This is a genomic window from Haemophilus parainfluenzae (assembly GCF_900450995.1).
GTDB lineage: Bacteria > Pseudomonadota > Gammaproteobacteria > Enterobacterales > Pasteurellaceae > Haemophilus_D > Haemophilus_D parainfluenzae_O.
In genome coordinates, this window is record NZ_UGHY01000002.1 from 1809593 (window position 1) to 1825360 (window position 15768).

Consider the following 15768-nt stretch of genomic DNA (forward strand, 5'->3'; position numbering starts at 1 on the left):
TATTCATAAAAGTGCGGTTGTTTTTATTAGGTTTTTATGACCCTTCTTGTTCTTGGCATTAATCATAAAACAGCTTCTGTCGCTGTTCGTGAGAAAGTCGCTTTTTCTGAAGAAAAGCGGCAGCTTGCCTTACAACAAATTCACCAACAAGATTTGGCAGAAAGTGCGGTTATTCTTTCTACCTGTAACCGTACAGAGATTTATCTCCACCATCGTCAAATTTCACCCCAAGAGTGTAAGCAATGGCAAACGAACTGTACAAATTGGTTTGCTAATATTCATCAGCTTTCTGTCGATGAATTAAATAAAAGTATTTACACACATCGAAATCAACAAGCTGCAAATCATTTAATGCGCGTGGCATGTGGTTTGGATTCATTAATTTTGGGTGAGCCGCAAATTTTAGGACAGGTGAAACAAGCTTTCCAAATCAGTGAAGATTATTATCAAGCGGCGAATATTCCGCTTTCAAGCACGCTTTCTCGTTTGTTCCAAAAAACCTTTGCTACAGCAAAACGTGTACGCACTGAAACCAATATTGGTGAAAGTGCTGTATCGGTAGCTTATGCAGCTTGTAGTTTGGCACGTCAGATTTTTGAATCTTTACGTGAATTACAAATTTTGCTCGTTGGGGCAGGGGAAACCATTGAATTGGTAAGCCGTCATTTATTACGCCACGGTGTAAAAAAATTGATGATTGCTAACCGCACTTTATCTCGCGCTGAACAGTTGGTAGAGACTTTAGCCTCCAATACGCCGATTGAAGTCTATTCTCTCGATGAGTTGCAAACACCGTTAAATCAAGCCGATATTGTCATCAGCTCAACAGGTAGTCCGAATGTTTTAATCACCAAAGCAATGGCTGAAATTGCGGAAAAAGCACGCCAATTTAAACCGACTTTGATGGTGGATATTGCGGTGCCACGCGATATTGATGAAAACGTCTCGGAATTAGAAAGTGTGTATCATTACACCGTAGATGATTTGCAAGATATTATTCAACGCAATCTTTCTCAACGTGAGCAAGCATCAGAGCAAGCACAGGACATCATCACACAAGAATGCACGGATTTCTTTGAGTGGTTGAAGGTTCATCAGTTCTCCAATTTGATTCGTCATTATCGTGATGAAGCGGAGAATACTCGCCAAGAATTACTCGAAAAAGCCTTACACCAAATTCAACAAGGTGAGAATGCTGAAAAAATTCTGCAAGAATTGAGTTATAAATTAACGAATAAACTCATTCATGCGCCAACCCAAACCATGCAAGCCATGATGAAATCCGGTAATGCGGAAGGCTTGCACGCCTTTTCAAATGCTTTGCATTTAACCCATCCTTTAAATGAAAAAAACGATTAGATTTTTGGCCGCACTTTTAGGTAGCTCATCGCTATTGATGAGTGTGTCAGCCCTAGCTGAATATCGAACCTTTAATGATGGCAATATTACTTACGGGATTTTCCAAGCTAAACCTGAAGAAGTGCAGCTACATTGGAAAGATGCTGAAGGTAACGATTATCAAAGTTTAACGCGTCTCAAAAATGCCTTAGAAGATAGCTATAACGTGAAAATGGTCATGAATGCAGGCATTTATAGCATGAATAATGAGCCTGCAGGGTTATGGATTGAGCAAGGAAAAGAGCTCAATGCGTTAAATACAAAAGCAGGCAAAGGTAATTTCCATGTGCAGCCTAATGGGGTATTCGCCATTGCTGGAAATAAACCCTACATTTTAACAACAGCTGCGTATCAAAAAAGCAAACTCAAGCCAGACTTTGCGTTGCAATCAGGCCCGATGTTAATTATTCATGGAAAAATGAATCCGCAATTTCGAGCAAGCTTAGAAAGCTATCATAAGCGTAATGCAGTGTGTTTGACGAAACAGAATGAACTGTTGTTTTTGATGACGATAAAAGGTGAACCTAACCTTTATAGCTTAAGCCAAGGTTTGCTGAAAATAGGTTGTCATGACGCCTTATATCTTGATGGAACAATATCTAATTGGTACATTCCAGGGCAATTTAACACCTTGCATTGGAAGCGTTTTGTTGGAATGATCTCCGTTCTTGATGTGAACAAAAAATAGCAAAAGCGTTTTATTTATAATCAACTAAATCAAAAAATCCGTTTTTTGCAAAAAAATGATTGACGAGAATAGGTCAAATCAGGATAATACGCCCCGCAAAGCCGATAAGGTAAAGCAAATGATGGCTACATAGCTCAGTTGGTTAGAGCACAACACTCATAATGTTGGGGTCGCAAGTTCGAATCTCGCTGTAGCCACCAAATTTGCGGGACTGGCGAAATTGGTAGACGCACCAGATTTAGGTTCTGGCGCCGAGAGGTGTGTGGGTTCAAGTCCCTCGTCCCGCACCATTTATCAGCTTGCAGTCAAATAGTAGTTGGGGTATCGCCAAGCGGTAAGGCACCGGGTTTTGATCTCGGCATCCCTAGGTTCGAATCCTAGTACCCCAGCCATACTATCTAAATAAAATCTTCTTTATTTCCAATCAAAGAATTTCAGTTGGGGTATCGCCAAGCGGTAAGGCACCGGGTTTTGATCTCGGCATCCCTAGGTTCGAATCCTAGTACCCCAGCCATCTTATTTTTCAATTTCTTTTGTATAAAAAAATGCGATTAAATTTAACCGCACTTTGTTCTATCCGTCAGTTGTTATTTACTACAAATTTTAATATCTTTATATAAAAGAAAAGCCACCTTGCGGTGACCTTTCATATTGATTATTTTAATTCTACTAAAGTTAAATTACATTGAGCTGTTGATGCTGCAGGTAATGCTTCATAATCTTTTCCTGCCTGAGGCGTGAATGTGAGTTTTTTACCAGAACAGCTGTAACCTAGTTGTGTATATTTAATACCTTTTGCATAATCGGTATAAGTATTATCTGGGGTTATTATTTCACTTTTTAGAGTGATTTCAGCACCCGCAGGGATAACAAACTCTTTAAAGAAGGTACTTGAACCAATGTTATTGAATTGACTTGGTTTTTTACTCGCTTCGCTATCTGGCATCCCTAGTGATTCATTACCTTTAAGGTAAAGCATTGAGCCGAAGGATTGCCCTAATCCACCACCAACATTAACTTTTTCTGTTTTTCCATCTTGTTTTACTTCCATCTCGGTATAGCGACCATTTTGTCCGTATAGACGGATACGTGCATCAGTTTGTGGATTATAAGCTTTTCCTGCATTTGATAGCTCAGTGTTTACACAGCCTGAAAGTAGTAATACTGCTGTACTGATAAGCATCAATTTTTTCATGATTTTTCCTTTTATTAATGAGAGAAAATAGTGAATTAATGTTCCCTTGTCTTAAAGAAGGTTACATCAGGATAACGTTCTTGTGCAAGATTTAAGTTAACCATAGTTGGTGCGATATAAGCAAGATTATCCCCACCATCTAATGCTAGGTTTTGCTCATTTTTACGTTTGAACTCTTCAAATTTTTTGTTATCCGCACATTCCACCCAACGAGCTGTTGCAACGTTGACCGTTTCGTAAATAGCTTCTACGTTATATTCTGATTTCAAACGAGAAACGACCACATCAAACTGTAACACACCGACTGCGCCAACAATCAAATCATTATTGCTTAATGGACGGAATACTTGCACAGCACCTTCTTCAGAAAGTTGTACTAAGCCTTTTAACAATTGTTTTTGTTTGAGAGGATCTTTTAAACGAATGCGGCGGAATAATTCAGGGGCAAAGTTTGGAATACCAGTAAATTTAAGCTCTTCGCCTTGTGTAAAGGTATCGCCAATTTTAATCGTACCGTGATTATGAAGACCGATAATATCGCCAGCATAGGCCTCATCAGCATGGGTACGATCCCCCGCCATAAAGGTGAGTGCATCGGAAATAACCACATCCTTACCAATACGCACGTGTTTAAGTTTCATCCCTTTTTCGTATTTACCCGAAACTACGCGGAGGAAAGCCACGCGGTCGCGGTGTTTGGGATCCATATTGGCTTGGATTTTAAACACAAAACCAGTGAATTTTTCTTCTTCAGCTGAAACTTTACGAGTGTCAGCTTGACGAGCTTGTGGGGCTGGCGCCCATTCAGTTAAACCATCTAAGAAATGATCGACACCGAAGTTACCTAATGCTGTACCGAAAAAGACAGGTGTTAATTCACCAGCTAGGAATAAATCGAGGTCAAATTCATTACTTGCACCTTTTACAAGCTTTAATTCATCACGCAGTTGTTGGGCTAAGTCATCACCTACGGCAGCGTCTAATTCTGGACTATTTAAGCCTTTCACTATACGCACTTCTTGAATAGTTGAGCCTTGGCCGCTTTGATAAAGATAGGTTTCATCTTTATATAAATGATAAACCCCTTTAAACAATTTACCGCAACCAATTGGCCAAGTGATCGGCGCACAATGGATTTTTAATACGTTTTCCACTTCATCTAATAATTCCATTGGATCACGAATATCACGGTCAAGTTTATTCATGAATGTGATAATTGGTGTATCGCGCAAACGGGTCACTTCCATTAGTTTAATGGTACGTTCCTCAACCCCTTTTGCAGAATCGATAACCATTAAGCAACTATCCACCGCTGTCAAAGTGCGGTAGGTATCTTCGGAGAAATCCTCATGCCCCGGCGTATCTAATAAATTTACTAAGCACTCATTGTAAGGGAATTGCATCACGGAAGTCGTAATGGAAATACCACGTTGTTTTTCCATTTCCATCCAGTCAGATTTTGCATGTTGTGTAGAGCCTTTACCTTTAACAGAGCCCGCTTTTTGAATGGCATTGCCGTATAATAATACTTTTTCGGTGATGGTGGTTTTACCCGCGTCAGGGTGGGAAATAATCGCAAATGTGCGACGTTTATTTACTTCTTCTAATGGATAACTCATTGTCTTGTTTCTTCTGTTTTAAATAATGCTGTATTGTCGCTGATTTTCAGATTGAGCTCAAATTAAATTGTTTTTCTTTTGTCATCTATAGCTTATTTAGGTGTATGACTCTGTAATTTCTTTTATTTAAAAATTTTTAATAAAAAAAAGCAAACGTTTGCGTAAGAAGTGCGGTATAATACGTGCCGATTTTTTATTCTTATAATAAAAGGTGCAAGCAATGACACAACTTAGTCTAAAAAAAATCTATTCGGGAAAAGTGCGTGATCTTTATGAGATCGATGATAAACGAATGTTAATGGTCGCCAGTGACCGTTTATCTGCATTTGATGTGATTTTAGATGATCCTATCCCAGGCAAAGGTGAAATTCTTACTCAAATTTCCAATTTCTGGTTCAATAAGTTAGCGCATATTATGCCGAATCATTTTACAGGCGATTCAGTTTATGATGTGTTACCAAAAGAAGAGGCTGATTTAGTAAAAGATCGAGCAGTGGTATGTAAGCGTTTGAAACCAATAAAAATTGAATCTATCGTCCGTGGTTATTTAACAGGTAGCGGGCTAAAAGATTATAAGCAAACGGGTACCATTTGTGGTTTGAAATTACCGGAAGGATTAGTTGAAGCAAGCAAATTACCTGAACCAATTTTTACGCCATCAAGTAAAGAAGAAGTGGGCAATCACGATATCAATATTAGCTATGAGGAATGTGAAAAAGCTATTGGTTCAGAATTAGCGGCTCAAGTCAGAGAAAAAGCCATTGCACTTTATACTGAGGCTGCCAAATATGCGCTGACTAAAGGTATTATTATTTGTGATACTAAATTTGAATTTGGTTTAGATGAAAATGGTACGCTCACTTTAATGGATGAGGTATTAACACCTGATTCGAGTCGTTTTTGGTCAGTTGATACTTATAAAGAAGGCACAAATCCGCCATCATTTGATAAGCAATTTGTACGAGATTGGTTAGAACAAAGTGGTTGGAATAAACAACCACCAGCACCGAAAGTACCAAAAGAAGTGATTGAAAAAACAGTTGCTAAATATCAAGAGGCGTTGGATTTATTAACAAAATAACATTAACAAACTCCCTGCTATGCTTTAGAATAGCAGGGATTTTTATGGATAAAATATTATGAATAAAAGAGTATGAAATCTGTTGCGATAGTAGGTTTAGGTTGGTTAGGCTTACCATTGGCGCTGCACTTAAAAGAGCTTGGTTGGTGTGTAAAAGGATCCAAACAATCCCCTGAGGATGCTCAAAAATTGCATCAGCTAGGCATTGAAACTTATCCTTTTTCGCTTTCTGACGAAATGACGAGTTTATCAGACAATATTCGCCCTCTTTTTAATGTAGATGCTCTCATTCTCACCCTACCACCTAGCAGCTTTTCTTCTCAACAGTATTGTGAATATCTTGCTTTTTTAGCCAATCAAGCAAAGAAACAAGGTGTACAACATGTACTTTTTACCAGTTCAACTTCTGTTTTTCCTGATATTTCGGGGCAATTTGATGAAGGTTCTCAACCTTCATCTGAAACAGAAATGGGTAAAACACTGATACAAGCAGAACAGTGCTTGTTCCAATCAGGAATATCGCATTGTGATATTCTTCGACTTGCAGGATTAATTGGTAAACAACGCCATCCTGTTAAATTCTTAGCAGGAAAACGCAAGTTAAAACAGGGCAATTCGCTTGTTAATTTGGTGTATCTTGAGGATTGCATTCAAGCTATTACTGCCTTACTCATTAATCCAAATGGATTGCGAACTTACCATCTTTGCGCACCAATTCATCCTACGCGAGCAGAATATTACACAAAGGCAGCGGTATTTTATGATTTATCTATACCGCAATTCGAATGTAGTGATTCGGATCCGAGACGAATCATTATGGCAGATAAAATTTGTCGAGATTTAGGCTTTACTTATCGTTATCCAAATCCCGATGATATGTTAGAAAAGCGCAGTGATTTTTGACCGCACTTTTTAAAGACTCACTCACCATAACCACAATGAAGGAAATAAAATATGTCAAATACGATTCTGCAACATTTACCTAAAGGCCAAAAAGTAGGCATTGCCTTTTCTGGCGGGCTAGATACCAGTGCTGCATTGCTTTGGATGCGTCAAAAAGGTGCGGTACCTTATGCTTATACAGCAAACTTAGGTCAACCCGATGAAGATGATTACAATGCAATTCCAAAAAAAGCGATGGAATATGGTGCGGAAAATGCGCGTTTAGTGGATTGTCGTGTGCAGTTAGCCCATGAAGGGATTGCGGCTATTCAATGTGGTGCATTCCATATTTCTACTGGTGGAGCAACCTATTTCAATACCACACCACTAGGTCGCGCGGTAACAGGTACGATGCTTGTTGCAGCAATGAAAGAAGATGATGTGAATATCTGGGGCGATGGTTCAACTTTCAAAGGTAACGATATTGAGCGTTTTTATCGTTATGGTTTATTAACCAACCCAAATTTAAAAATTTATAAACCATGGCTAGATCAACAATTCATCGATGAGTTGGGTGGTCGCTTTGAAATGTCACAATTCTTAATCGCAAGTGGTTTTGACTACAAAATGTCGGTAGAAAAAGCGTATTCAACTGACTCTAATATGTTAGGTGCGACACACGAAGCGAAAGACTTAGAAGAATTAAGCACTGGCATTAAAATTGTGAAACCAATTATGGGAGTGGCATTTTGGGATGAAAATGTTCAACTGAAACCAGAAGTGGTGACCGTTCGCTTTGAAGAAGGTGTGCCGGTTGCATTGAATGGTAAAACCTTTGATAACGTGGTCGATCTTTTCTTAGAAGCAAATCGCATTGGTGGTCGTCATGGTTTAGGCATGTCAGACCAAATTGAAAACCGTATTATCGAAGCTAAATCACGTGGTATTTATGAAGCACCGGGAATGGCATTATTCCATATCGCTTATGAACGTTTAGTCACTGGTATTCATAATGAAGATACTATCGAACAATATCGTATCAACGGTTTACGTTTAGGTCGTTTGTTATACCAAGGTCGTTGGTTTGATCCACAAGCGTTAATGTTACGTGAAACCGCACAACGTTGGGTCGCTCGTGCGGTGACTGGTGAAGTGACATTAGAACTTCGTCGCGGTAATGACTACTCAATCTTAAATACTGAATCACCAAACTTAACTTATGCAGCAGAACGTTTAAGTATGGAAAAAGTGGAAAATGCGCCATTTGATCCAATCGATCGTATTGGCCAATTAACCATGCGTAACTTAGACGTAGCGGATACACGCGGCAAATTAAGTATCTACTCTCAAGTTGGTTTATTAACTGCGGGTAAAGATTCAGTGTTACCGCAATTAGGTAAAAAATAATTTTCTCCTTTAAATATAAAGTGCGGTTGATTTTGATCTGACCCCAAAAAGTTAGACTGTTATTTAAAGGATTGTTTTCGATATTGTATCGGACTCAGTCCTTTTAATTTTAGTTGAATCCGTCGATGATTATAGTAATCCAAATAATCTCTGACAGCATCAACTATCTCTTCTTTTGTTTTAAATTCCCGACCATAAAAACATTCCGTTTTTAATCGCCCAAAGAAACTTTCCATCGCGGCGTTATCTAAGCAATTCCCTTTTCTCGACATACTTTGAATGATGCCATGTTCAGCCAAGATTCGACGATAAGCTACCATTTGATATTGCCAGCCTTGGTCTGAATGCAAAATGACACCACAAGCTTTATTTAATCCTTTGACGGCTTGCATTAACATGTCCTCTACTTGTGCCCAGTTTGGGGAATAGCTGAGATTATATGAAACTATCTCATTGTTAAATAAGTCTAAAATTGGGGATAAATAGACTTTACTCCCATCTTTCGCCTTAAACTCGGTGATATCGGTCACCCATTTTTGTTTCGGGGCTGTTGCGCTAAAATTACGTTCAATATGATTTGGGGCAATCACCCCTATCGTGCCACGATAGGTCGTAAATTTCTTGCTTTTTCTTGACCGCACTTGAAGCCCAAGTGTCTGCATTAAACGTTGAACTTTTTTATGATTCACGCCTGGCAAGCTGGCATGAACACGTCGGTAGCCATAATCAGGATGATTGGCTTTGATGCGTTTAATGGCCTTTTTCAGCGGCTCATCCTTATCCGGTTTAATCTGACGTTTCGCAAAAAACGTACTACGCGCTAACTGTGCAAAGCCTAAAAGCCATTTTAACGGATAACGTGTTCTTAACCTTTGGATAATTTCCGTTGCTCGGCTTCGTCCTGAAGCCTGAGCCTTCTCAACTCCTTTAGGTAGGCTACCTCCGCTTCAAGCTGTAAAATTCTCAGGCGTAAACGGTCTTCTTCAGTTTTGGGTGGCGGTGGCATTCTGGCATATTTGGGTTTCATTGGTGGTCGTCCTGATGGTTTACGGGGAATCAGTCCTTTTATGCCACTTTTTTCAAACCGTTTCAACCATGTCCCGACTAGGGTGTTGGAGGGAATATTGTAAAAACGCGCGGCTTCTCTAATACTCATTTTCTCATTCAAAATAGGTTGAATAACCTGTAATTTAAATTCGATTGTGTAGTGTTTACCCATAAAAAAATCTGCACCTCAATTGTTGGTTTGTTGAGTCCAACTTTTGGGGTGCAGATCATTTTGACCGCTCTTTTACTTTTCTAGATATTCATTTCTTGAAATAGATTTAATTTATCCGGCACAAGATAAACGTGATCACCTATTTTATACTGCGCATTGAGATAGTTTTCTTTGGTAAGAATCACCTCAATCGGTTGTTCTGTTTGCGAACTTTCCACTTCAATTCTTACGATAAAACCAATAGCATTAATATGACGAATCGTACCACTCGCTAAGGCATTATGAGATTCTCGTGAAAGCGTAAGTTCGTAAGGGCGAATATAAGCCGTTGCAGATTGGTTATTAACTGCATGAGCCGCATTGCTATGTGTTTGTAAATTATGAGCAAATTCACCAATGACTAAATTGCCTTGATCAATGTGTCCGTGGAACACATTAACATCCCCTACAAATTGCGTGACGAAAGGGGTTTGTGGTGCATGATAGATTTGGCTAGGCACATCAATTTGCTCCACTTGACCTTTATTCATCACCACAATGCGATCAGACATATCTAATGCTTCATCTTGATCATGGGTAACGAAAATGCTGGTCACATTGAGTTCATGTTGCAATTCTCGCAGCCAACGACGTAATTCTTTACGAACTTGAGCATCCAATGCACCAAAGGGTTCATCAAGTAGTAAGACTTTTGGTTGAACAGCAAGGGAGCGAGCTAAGGCTATACGTTGTTTTTGTCCACCAGAAAGTTGATTAGGGTAGCGATCGGCTAGCCATTCAAGTTTTACTAGCTTTAAAAGTGCGGTGACTTTTTCGCGAATTTCTTCTGCAGAGGGACGTTCTCTACGAGGTTTCACCGTTAAGCCAAAAGCGACATTGTCAAAGACGGTCATATTTTGAAATAGTGCATAATGCTGAAACACAAAGCCAACACCTCGTTCAGCAGCTGAAAGTTGAGTCACCTCTTTTTCACCAAACCAAATGTGTCCATTATCAGCAAATTCTAATCCAGCAATGATCCGTAATAGCGTTGTTTTTCCACAACCACTTGGTCCAAGCAAGGCTGTTAGCTGATTTTCCGGAAAGCTGAGATTGATATCTTTCAACGCATGAAACTGTTCAAAGTGTTTGTTTAGTCGCTGGATTTTGATTGTCATGTTTTGTGTTCCTGTTGTTATTCTTGGATTTTTTTCTTTTCCACATATCTCACTATGTTTTGTAATCCCAGTGTACCTACTGCGATTAATGCCAATAAACTGGCGCAAGCAAATGCGGCAACAAATTGATATTCGTTGTAACTAATTTCTACATAAAGCGGAATTGTATTAGTCAAACCGCGAATATGCCCAGATACAACACTCACGGCACCGAATTCACCCATTGCACGAGCGTTACTTAAAATCACACCATAAATTAATGCCCATTTTATTTTTGGTAGCGTTACGTGCCAGAAAAGTTGCCAAAAGGATGCACCTAAGATTAACGCAGCTTGTTCCTCACTTGTGCCTTGGGCTGACATGGTTGGAATTAATGATTTAGCAATAAGTGGAAAGGTGACGAATAAGGTCACGATAACAATGCTTGGTGTTGCAAACATAAAACGAATATGGTGTTCAACAAGCCATGTGCCCCAAAGTCCATCTAACCCAAACAACAGTAAGAACATTAATCCTACAACCACCGGTGAAATGGAAAAGGGGAGGTCGAGTAGTGCGGTTAATAAGCTTTTCCCCTTAAAGTCAAAATAAGCAATAGCCCAAGCCATAACCACACCGATAAAAATATTAATAGGTAATACAATTAAAGAGACTTTAATCGTAAGCCAAATAGCCGCTAAGGATTCCGGTTCTTTTAATGCAGCAAAAAATAGCCCAATCCCTTGTTCAAGGGCTGAATAGAATACGGTAAATAATGGGAGCAATAATATGATCGTAAAAAAACTGAGTGCAGTCAGAATTAAGATCCATTCTTGCCATGATTGGGTTTTCATAAATACCTCTTATCGAATTGGACTAATACGTTTGGCAACAGACCACTGCGCTAAGTTAATAAATAAAATCAATAGAAATGAAATGGCAAGCATTAATAATGCAACCACAGATGCACCTTGCACGTCATACAAATCAAGTTTTGACATAATAATCAATGGTGCAATTTCGGATACGAGTGGCACATTACCTGCAATAAAAATGACTGAGCCGTATTCACCAAGCGATCGCGCAAATCCCATACCTGCGCCACCTATTAATGCAGGTAATACCGCAGGGATGATGACTTTTCGCAGCGTTGTTAGTCTAGATGCACCTAAAATTTGAGCCGCTTCTTCATGGCTAGGATCAAGATTTGCTAATACGGGTTGAATCGCTCTAACGGTAAAAGGCAAGCTGACAAAAATCAAAGCAATCGCAATACCACTTGGAGTATAAGCGAGTTGAATCCCTAAATGGCTTAACCATTGCCCAATCAGTCCAGTCGGAGCATAAAGCGAGGCAAGTGCGATACCAGCAACGGCAGTGGGTAAAGCAAAAGGTAAATCCACTAACGCATTGACGAGATTCTTACCTGGAAAGTCATAACGCACTAAAATCCATGCCAATAAAAAGCCAAAAACGATATTAATTAACGTCGCGATTGCCGCCATTTCAAAGGATAGCGTTAAGGATGAGATCACTCGTTCACTCGTGATGATTTGAACGATATCAGCCCATTTTAACTGCCAGGCAGTGAGCACAAGTAATGTTAATGGCAATAATACCATTGAGCCGAGCCAGGCTAATGTAATCAATATACTTCGTTTAAATCCTGGTAATACGGTTTTCATTATCCCACCTTCATAACAGATAAATACCTAAGCTTTGTAAGCGTTTTGAAATGTTCAAAAAAATAACCGCTCTTTTCCATAATGGCAAAGAACGGAAATTTATTTAATATTCCAAAGTGAAATAAGGAAACGGTTGGTTCTGTTTTTTATATTTCATTTTGTTCTATAAAATGCTTTTTCGTTATTTTTTGTACTTAATATTTTGCGATATAAATTTAGCCACACGAAATTGAGGGTAATAACGGAGGAGAGTAAAAATGAAAAAAATGGCTTTATTTTCATTGCTTTCTTTCGGCTTGGCTGCTTGTTTATGGCATACCAGCACGGAACAAAAAACGGTGCTACTGAATGTGTCCTATGACGTGATTCGTGATTTCTATAAGGAATACAACATAGCATTTCAACGTGAATTTCCCTCAGATGTGATGATTTCGCAATCGCATGGTGGTGCCAGTAAACAGGTGCTAGGTGTGTTAAATGGTTTGCCTGCAGATGTGGTGACGTTGACACAAAGTAATGATATCGACGCTTTAGTTAAAAAAGGCTTAGTAGATGCAGATTGGCAGCAAGTATTACCGAATGGTGCCGTTCCTTTTGGTTCGGTGATGGTGCTTTTGGTGAAAAAAGGAAATCCAAAACACATTCAAGACTGGTCGGATTTGATTCGGGATGATGTCAAAGTGGTCTTTGCTAATCCAAAACGTCAGCAAATGGACGCTTTGCTTATTTATCGGCTTTAGCTTATGCCGAACAGCATAGTGATAAACCACAAGATTTTATGTTACGCCTGCTAAGAAATGTGCCGGTTTTAGAGGCGGGGGCGCGCAGTGCCAGTATTTCTTTTACGCAGCGTAATATCGGTGATGTTTTAATTGCCCCAGAAAATGAAGCGGCGTTAGCGGCTAAAACACTGGGCGAGAACAGCTTTGAAGTGGTGTACCCAAGTATAACGGCCTATACCCCAATTTATGTGGCGGAAGTGAATAAAAATACGCAAACAGATGGTTTGCATCAACTTTCCCATGATTATTTGAGCTATTTATGGTCACCCCAAGCACAGGAACTGGCTGCCCAAAATTATTTCCGTCCGACAGATAAAAAAATTATTGCTAAAACGACCGCACTTTTTCCCGAAGTGAATCAATTTGATGTAAACCAACGTTTTGGTTCGTGGGAGGCGATTAATACTAAACATTTTGTCGATAACGGCTTATTTGATCGTCTATATATCAGTGCACAACGTGCTGATAAAGTAAATAAATAGGAGTGATACCCATGAATTATTTTCCACTTTTTGCTGATTTAATTGGTCGCCCGGTACTTGTCGTCGGAGGTGGTTCAGTGGCTGCTCGTAAAATTGAGTTATTGCTCAAAGCGAATGCTCAGGTCCGTATTGTTGCTCGCCAATTAAATGAGGAATTAAGCGAGCTTGAACGTCAAAATAAAGTACTATGGATTGCGAAAGAATTTAATGCCGAACAAATGAGAACGGTGATGTTAGTGATCGCAGCAACAAATGATGAGATATTAAATCACCGTATTTTCCATTTAGCCGAAAGTCAACATAAATTAGTTAATGTGGTGGATGATCAACCTCATTGTAGCTTTATCTTCCCTTCTATTATTGATCGTAATCCGATCCAAATTGCGATTTCGAGTGGTGGTAAAGCACCAGTTTTGGCTCGGTTATTACGAGAAAAATTAGAAGCCTTATTACCGCAACATTTGGGCAAAATTGCAGAAATTTCCGGTAAATGGCGGGATCAAGTGAAAGCAAAATTGACATCGGTCACCGAACGTCGCCGTTTTTGGGAAAAAATGTTTAGCGGACGTTTTGCAAGTCTCGTTAAAAATCAACAAGATGCTCAATCTGAAGAGGAATTGGCTGAGCAACTAGAAAATAACTATCAAGGTGGTTTTGTTTCTTTAGTTGGTGCCGGTCCTGGCGATGCTGGATTACTAACTCTTAACGGTTTACAAGAAATTCAACAAGCTGATGTGGTGCTTTACGATGCACTGGTTTCTGATGAGATTCTTTCTTTGATTCGTCGTGATGCAGAACGTATTTTTGTGGGAAAACGTGCCAATGGTCGTTCTGTCGCACAAGAAGAAACCAACCAATTGTTATTAACCCTTGCTCAACAAGGCAAGCGAGTTGTTCGTTTAAAAGGTGGTGATCCTTTCGTTTTTGGACGCGGTGGCGAAGAGTTAGAAGTGTTAGCTCAACATCAAATTCCATTTTCTGTTATACCAGGTATCACCGCGGGCATTGGCGCAACAGCCTATGCAGGCATTCCATTAACCCACAGAGATTATGCACAAAGTGCAATTTTTGTGACCGGCCATCGTAAAGCCGATGCCTCTGATATTGAATGGCAAACCTTAGCAAGAAGTCATCAAACCTTAGTTATTTATATGGGGACGTTAAAAGCGCAAGTCATTGCTGAACGTTTACAACAGTATGATCGAGCTGCGAATACGCCTGTTGCGATTATCAGCCAAGGCACTCAACTTACTCAAAAAACAGCGATTGGTACACTCGAAAATTTAGCTGAATTAGCAGAAAAAGCAGCGACGCCAGCCTTAATTATAGTGGGTGAAGTGGTGAAATTACACGAACAATTAGCGTGGTTTGGCGAAGAAAAACAACGTCAAAAACAACCGCACTTTACCCTAGAAAGTTTAACTATTGGTCAAGTGGCATAAGGAGTGGATGATGAGTTTATTTAAACCGACTTTTTGGCAAATTCCACTTGTTAGCCTTGATGTTAAAGATCGCTTGGCAGAAAAAACAGTCACATTGCAGCAACGTTTACATCAAATTGCTGATAGCCATAAGGATGCACGCTTTGCTAGCAGTTTAGCTGTGGAAGATATGGTAATTACTGATGTGATTGCCCGTGAGCAGTTGAATATAGGAGTATTTACCTTAGATACAGGCCTTCTGCATCAAGAAACTTTGGATTTATTGGATAACTTAGCGAAAACCTATCCACATTTGCATATTGCACGTTTTCATCCAATTGCCCCTGATGCAGCTCGCTATGTGGCAGAAAATGGCAAGTTCGCTTTTTATGAAGGCATCGAGTTGCGTCGAGAATGTTGCCATATCCGTAAAATCGAACCTTTAAACCGCGCATTGCAAGGGGCTGATGCGTGGCTGACCGGCCAACGTCGTGAACAATCGGCCACTCGTACTGAGCTGCCGTTTGCCGAGCAGGATAAGGCACGTGGTATTGATAAATACAACCCTATTTTTGATTGGTCTGAAACAGATGTGTGGGCTTATATCTTAGCCAACAATGTGCCTTATAACGCTCTTTATCATCAAGGGTTTCCAAGCATTGGCTGCGATCCTTGTACCCGCCAAGTTAAACAGGGCGAAGATATTCGCGCCGGCCGCTGGTGGTGGGAGAGTAAAGATAGTAAGGAATGTGGATTACATAAGTAGAAAAATA

Annotated in this window: 14 protein-coding genes, 4 tRNA genes and 1 pseudogene; 12 read left to right on the forward strand and 7 right to left on the reverse strand. The window is 39.7% G+C overall.

Annotation, left to right across the window (positions count from 1 at the left end):
• The first annotated feature begins 36 nt into the window (after window positions 1-36).
• From hemA to DX522_RS09245, 6 genes are all read left to right on the forward strand, one after another.
• Window positions 37-1359, forward strand: coding sequence for a glutamyl-tRNA reductase (gene hemA, locus DX522_RS09220; protein WP_115180571.1), 1323 nt, complete (start codon window positions 37-39; stop codon window positions 1357-1359).
• Window positions 1343-2086, forward strand: a complete 744-nt coding sequence (locus tag DX522_RS09225; protein ID WP_115180572.1) for a phosphodiester glycosidase family protein — start codon at window positions 1343-1345, stop codon at window positions 2084-2086. Before hemA ends, DX522_RS09225 begins: the two co-directional genes overlap by 17 nt.
• Window positions 2087-2209: 123 nt before the next feature.
• A tRNA-Met gene (locus DX522_RS09230) sits at window positions 2210-2286 on the forward strand.
• Window positions 2287-2291: 5 nt separating this feature from the next.
• Window positions 2292-2376, forward strand: a tRNA-Leu gene (locus tag DX522_RS09235).
• A gap of 27 nt (window positions 2377-2403) precedes the next feature.
• Window positions 2404-2478: transfer RNA gene (locus DX522_RS09240), tRNA-Gln, on the forward strand.
• 47 nt (window positions 2479-2525) lie between these two features.
• Window positions 2526-2600, forward strand: a tRNA-Gln gene (locus tag DX522_RS09245).
• A gap of 141 nt (window positions 2601-2741) precedes the next feature.
• Here DX522_RS09245 and DX522_RS09250 read toward each other — a convergent pair.
• The gene (locus tag DX522_RS09250; protein ID WP_115180573.1) at window positions 2742-3281 is read right to left on the reverse strand and encodes a hypothetical protein; all 540 of its coding nucleotides are present in this window, start codon (window positions 3279-3281) and stop codon (window positions 2742-2744) included.
• A gap of 35 nt (window positions 3282-3316) precedes the next feature.
• Window positions 3317-4900 carry a peptide chain release factor 3 gene (gene prfC / locus DX522_RS09255; protein WP_115180574.1) on the reverse strand — a complete coding sequence of 528 codons (1584 nt, stop codon included), beginning with the start codon at window positions 4898-4900 and terminating at the stop codon, window positions 3317-3319.
• Between the two features lie 220 nt (window positions 4901-5120).
• On the opposite strand from prfC, the gene DX522_RS09260 reads away from it, so the two are divergent.
• From DX522_RS09260 to argG, 3 genes are all read left to right on the forward strand, one after another.
• The gene (locus DX522_RS09260; RefSeq protein ID WP_115180575.1) at window positions 5121-5981 is read left to right on the forward strand and encodes a phosphoribosylaminoimidazolesuccinocarboxamide synthase; all 861 of its coding nucleotides are present in this window, start codon (window positions 5121-5123) and stop codon (window positions 5979-5981) included.
• Between the two features lie 72 nt (window positions 5982-6053).
• Window positions 6054-6884: an SDR family NAD(P)-dependent oxidoreductase gene (locus DX522_RS09265; RefSeq protein ID WP_115180576.1), complete on the forward strand. Its 831-nt coding sequence runs from the start codon at window positions 6054-6056 to the stop codon at window positions 6882-6884.
• A gap of 51 nt (window positions 6885-6935) precedes the next feature.
• The gene (gene argG, locus DX522_RS09270) at window positions 6936-8270 is read left to right on the forward strand and encodes an argininosuccinate synthase (RefSeq protein ID WP_115180577.1); all 1335 of its coding nucleotides are present in this window, start codon (window positions 6936-6938) and stop codon (window positions 8268-8270) included.
• A gap of 59 nt (window positions 8271-8329) precedes the next feature.
• Here the strand turns inward: argG and DX522_RS12065 are convergent, their stop codons facing one another.
• The 5 genes from DX522_RS12065 to cysT all read right to left on the reverse strand — a co-directional run bounded on the left by DX522_RS12065 (window position 8330) and on the right by cysT (window position 12310).
• Window positions 8330-9151 carry an IS3 family transposase gene (locus DX522_RS12065; protein WP_115180578.1) on the reverse strand — a complete coding sequence of 274 codons (822 nt, stop codon included), beginning with the start codon at window positions 9149-9151 and terminating at the stop codon, window positions 8330-8332.
• The gene (locus tag DX522_RS12070; protein ID WP_115179798.1) at window positions 9136-9489 is read right to left on the reverse strand and encodes a helix-turn-helix domain-containing protein; all 354 of its coding nucleotides are present in this window, start codon (window positions 9487-9489) and stop codon (window positions 9136-9138) included. Before DX522_RS12070 ends, DX522_RS12065 begins: the two co-directional genes overlap by 16 nt.
• Before the next feature lie 80 nt (window positions 9490-9569).
• The gene (locus DX522_RS09285) at window positions 9570-10646 is read right to left on the reverse strand and encodes a sulfate/molybdate ABC transporter ATP-binding protein (protein ID WP_115180579.1); all 1077 of its coding nucleotides are present in this window, start codon (window positions 10644-10646) and stop codon (window positions 9570-9572) included.
• A gap of 17 nt (window positions 10647-10663) precedes the next feature.
• Window positions 10664-11479 (reverse strand): sulfate ABC transporter permease subunit CysW, encoded by an 816-nt coding sequence (gene cysW, locus DX522_RS09290; RefSeq protein WP_115180580.1) that lies wholly within the window; start codon window positions 11477-11479, stop codon window positions 10664-10666.
• Window positions 11480-11488: 9 nt separating this feature from the next.
• A complete protein-coding gene (cysT, locus tag DX522_RS09295) occupies window positions 11489-12310 on the reverse strand; it encodes a sulfate ABC transporter permease subunit CysT (protein WP_115180581.1) in 822 nt (273 codons plus the stop codon).
• Between the two features lie 266 nt (window positions 12311-12576).
• Between cysT and DX522_RS09300 the strand changes: the two are divergent.
• From DX522_RS09300 to DX522_RS09310, 3 genes and pseudogenes are all read left to right on the forward strand, one after another.
• Window positions 12577-13574: pseudogene (locus tag DX522_RS09300) on the forward strand (sulfate ABC transporter substrate-binding protein).
• An 11-nt stretch (window positions 13575-13585) separates the two neighbouring features.
• Entirely contained in the window at window positions 13586-15016 is a 1431-nt protein-coding gene (gene cysG / locus DX522_RS09305) for a siroheme synthase CysG (protein ID WP_115180582.1), read from the forward strand.
• 10 nt (window positions 15017-15026) lie between these two features.
• Complete coding sequence (locus DX522_RS09310; protein WP_115180583.1) at window positions 15027-15761, forward strand: phosphoadenylyl-sulfate reductase; 735 nt, start codon at window positions 15027-15029, stop codon at window positions 15759-15761.
• Window positions 15762-15768 lie beyond the last annotated feature (7 nt).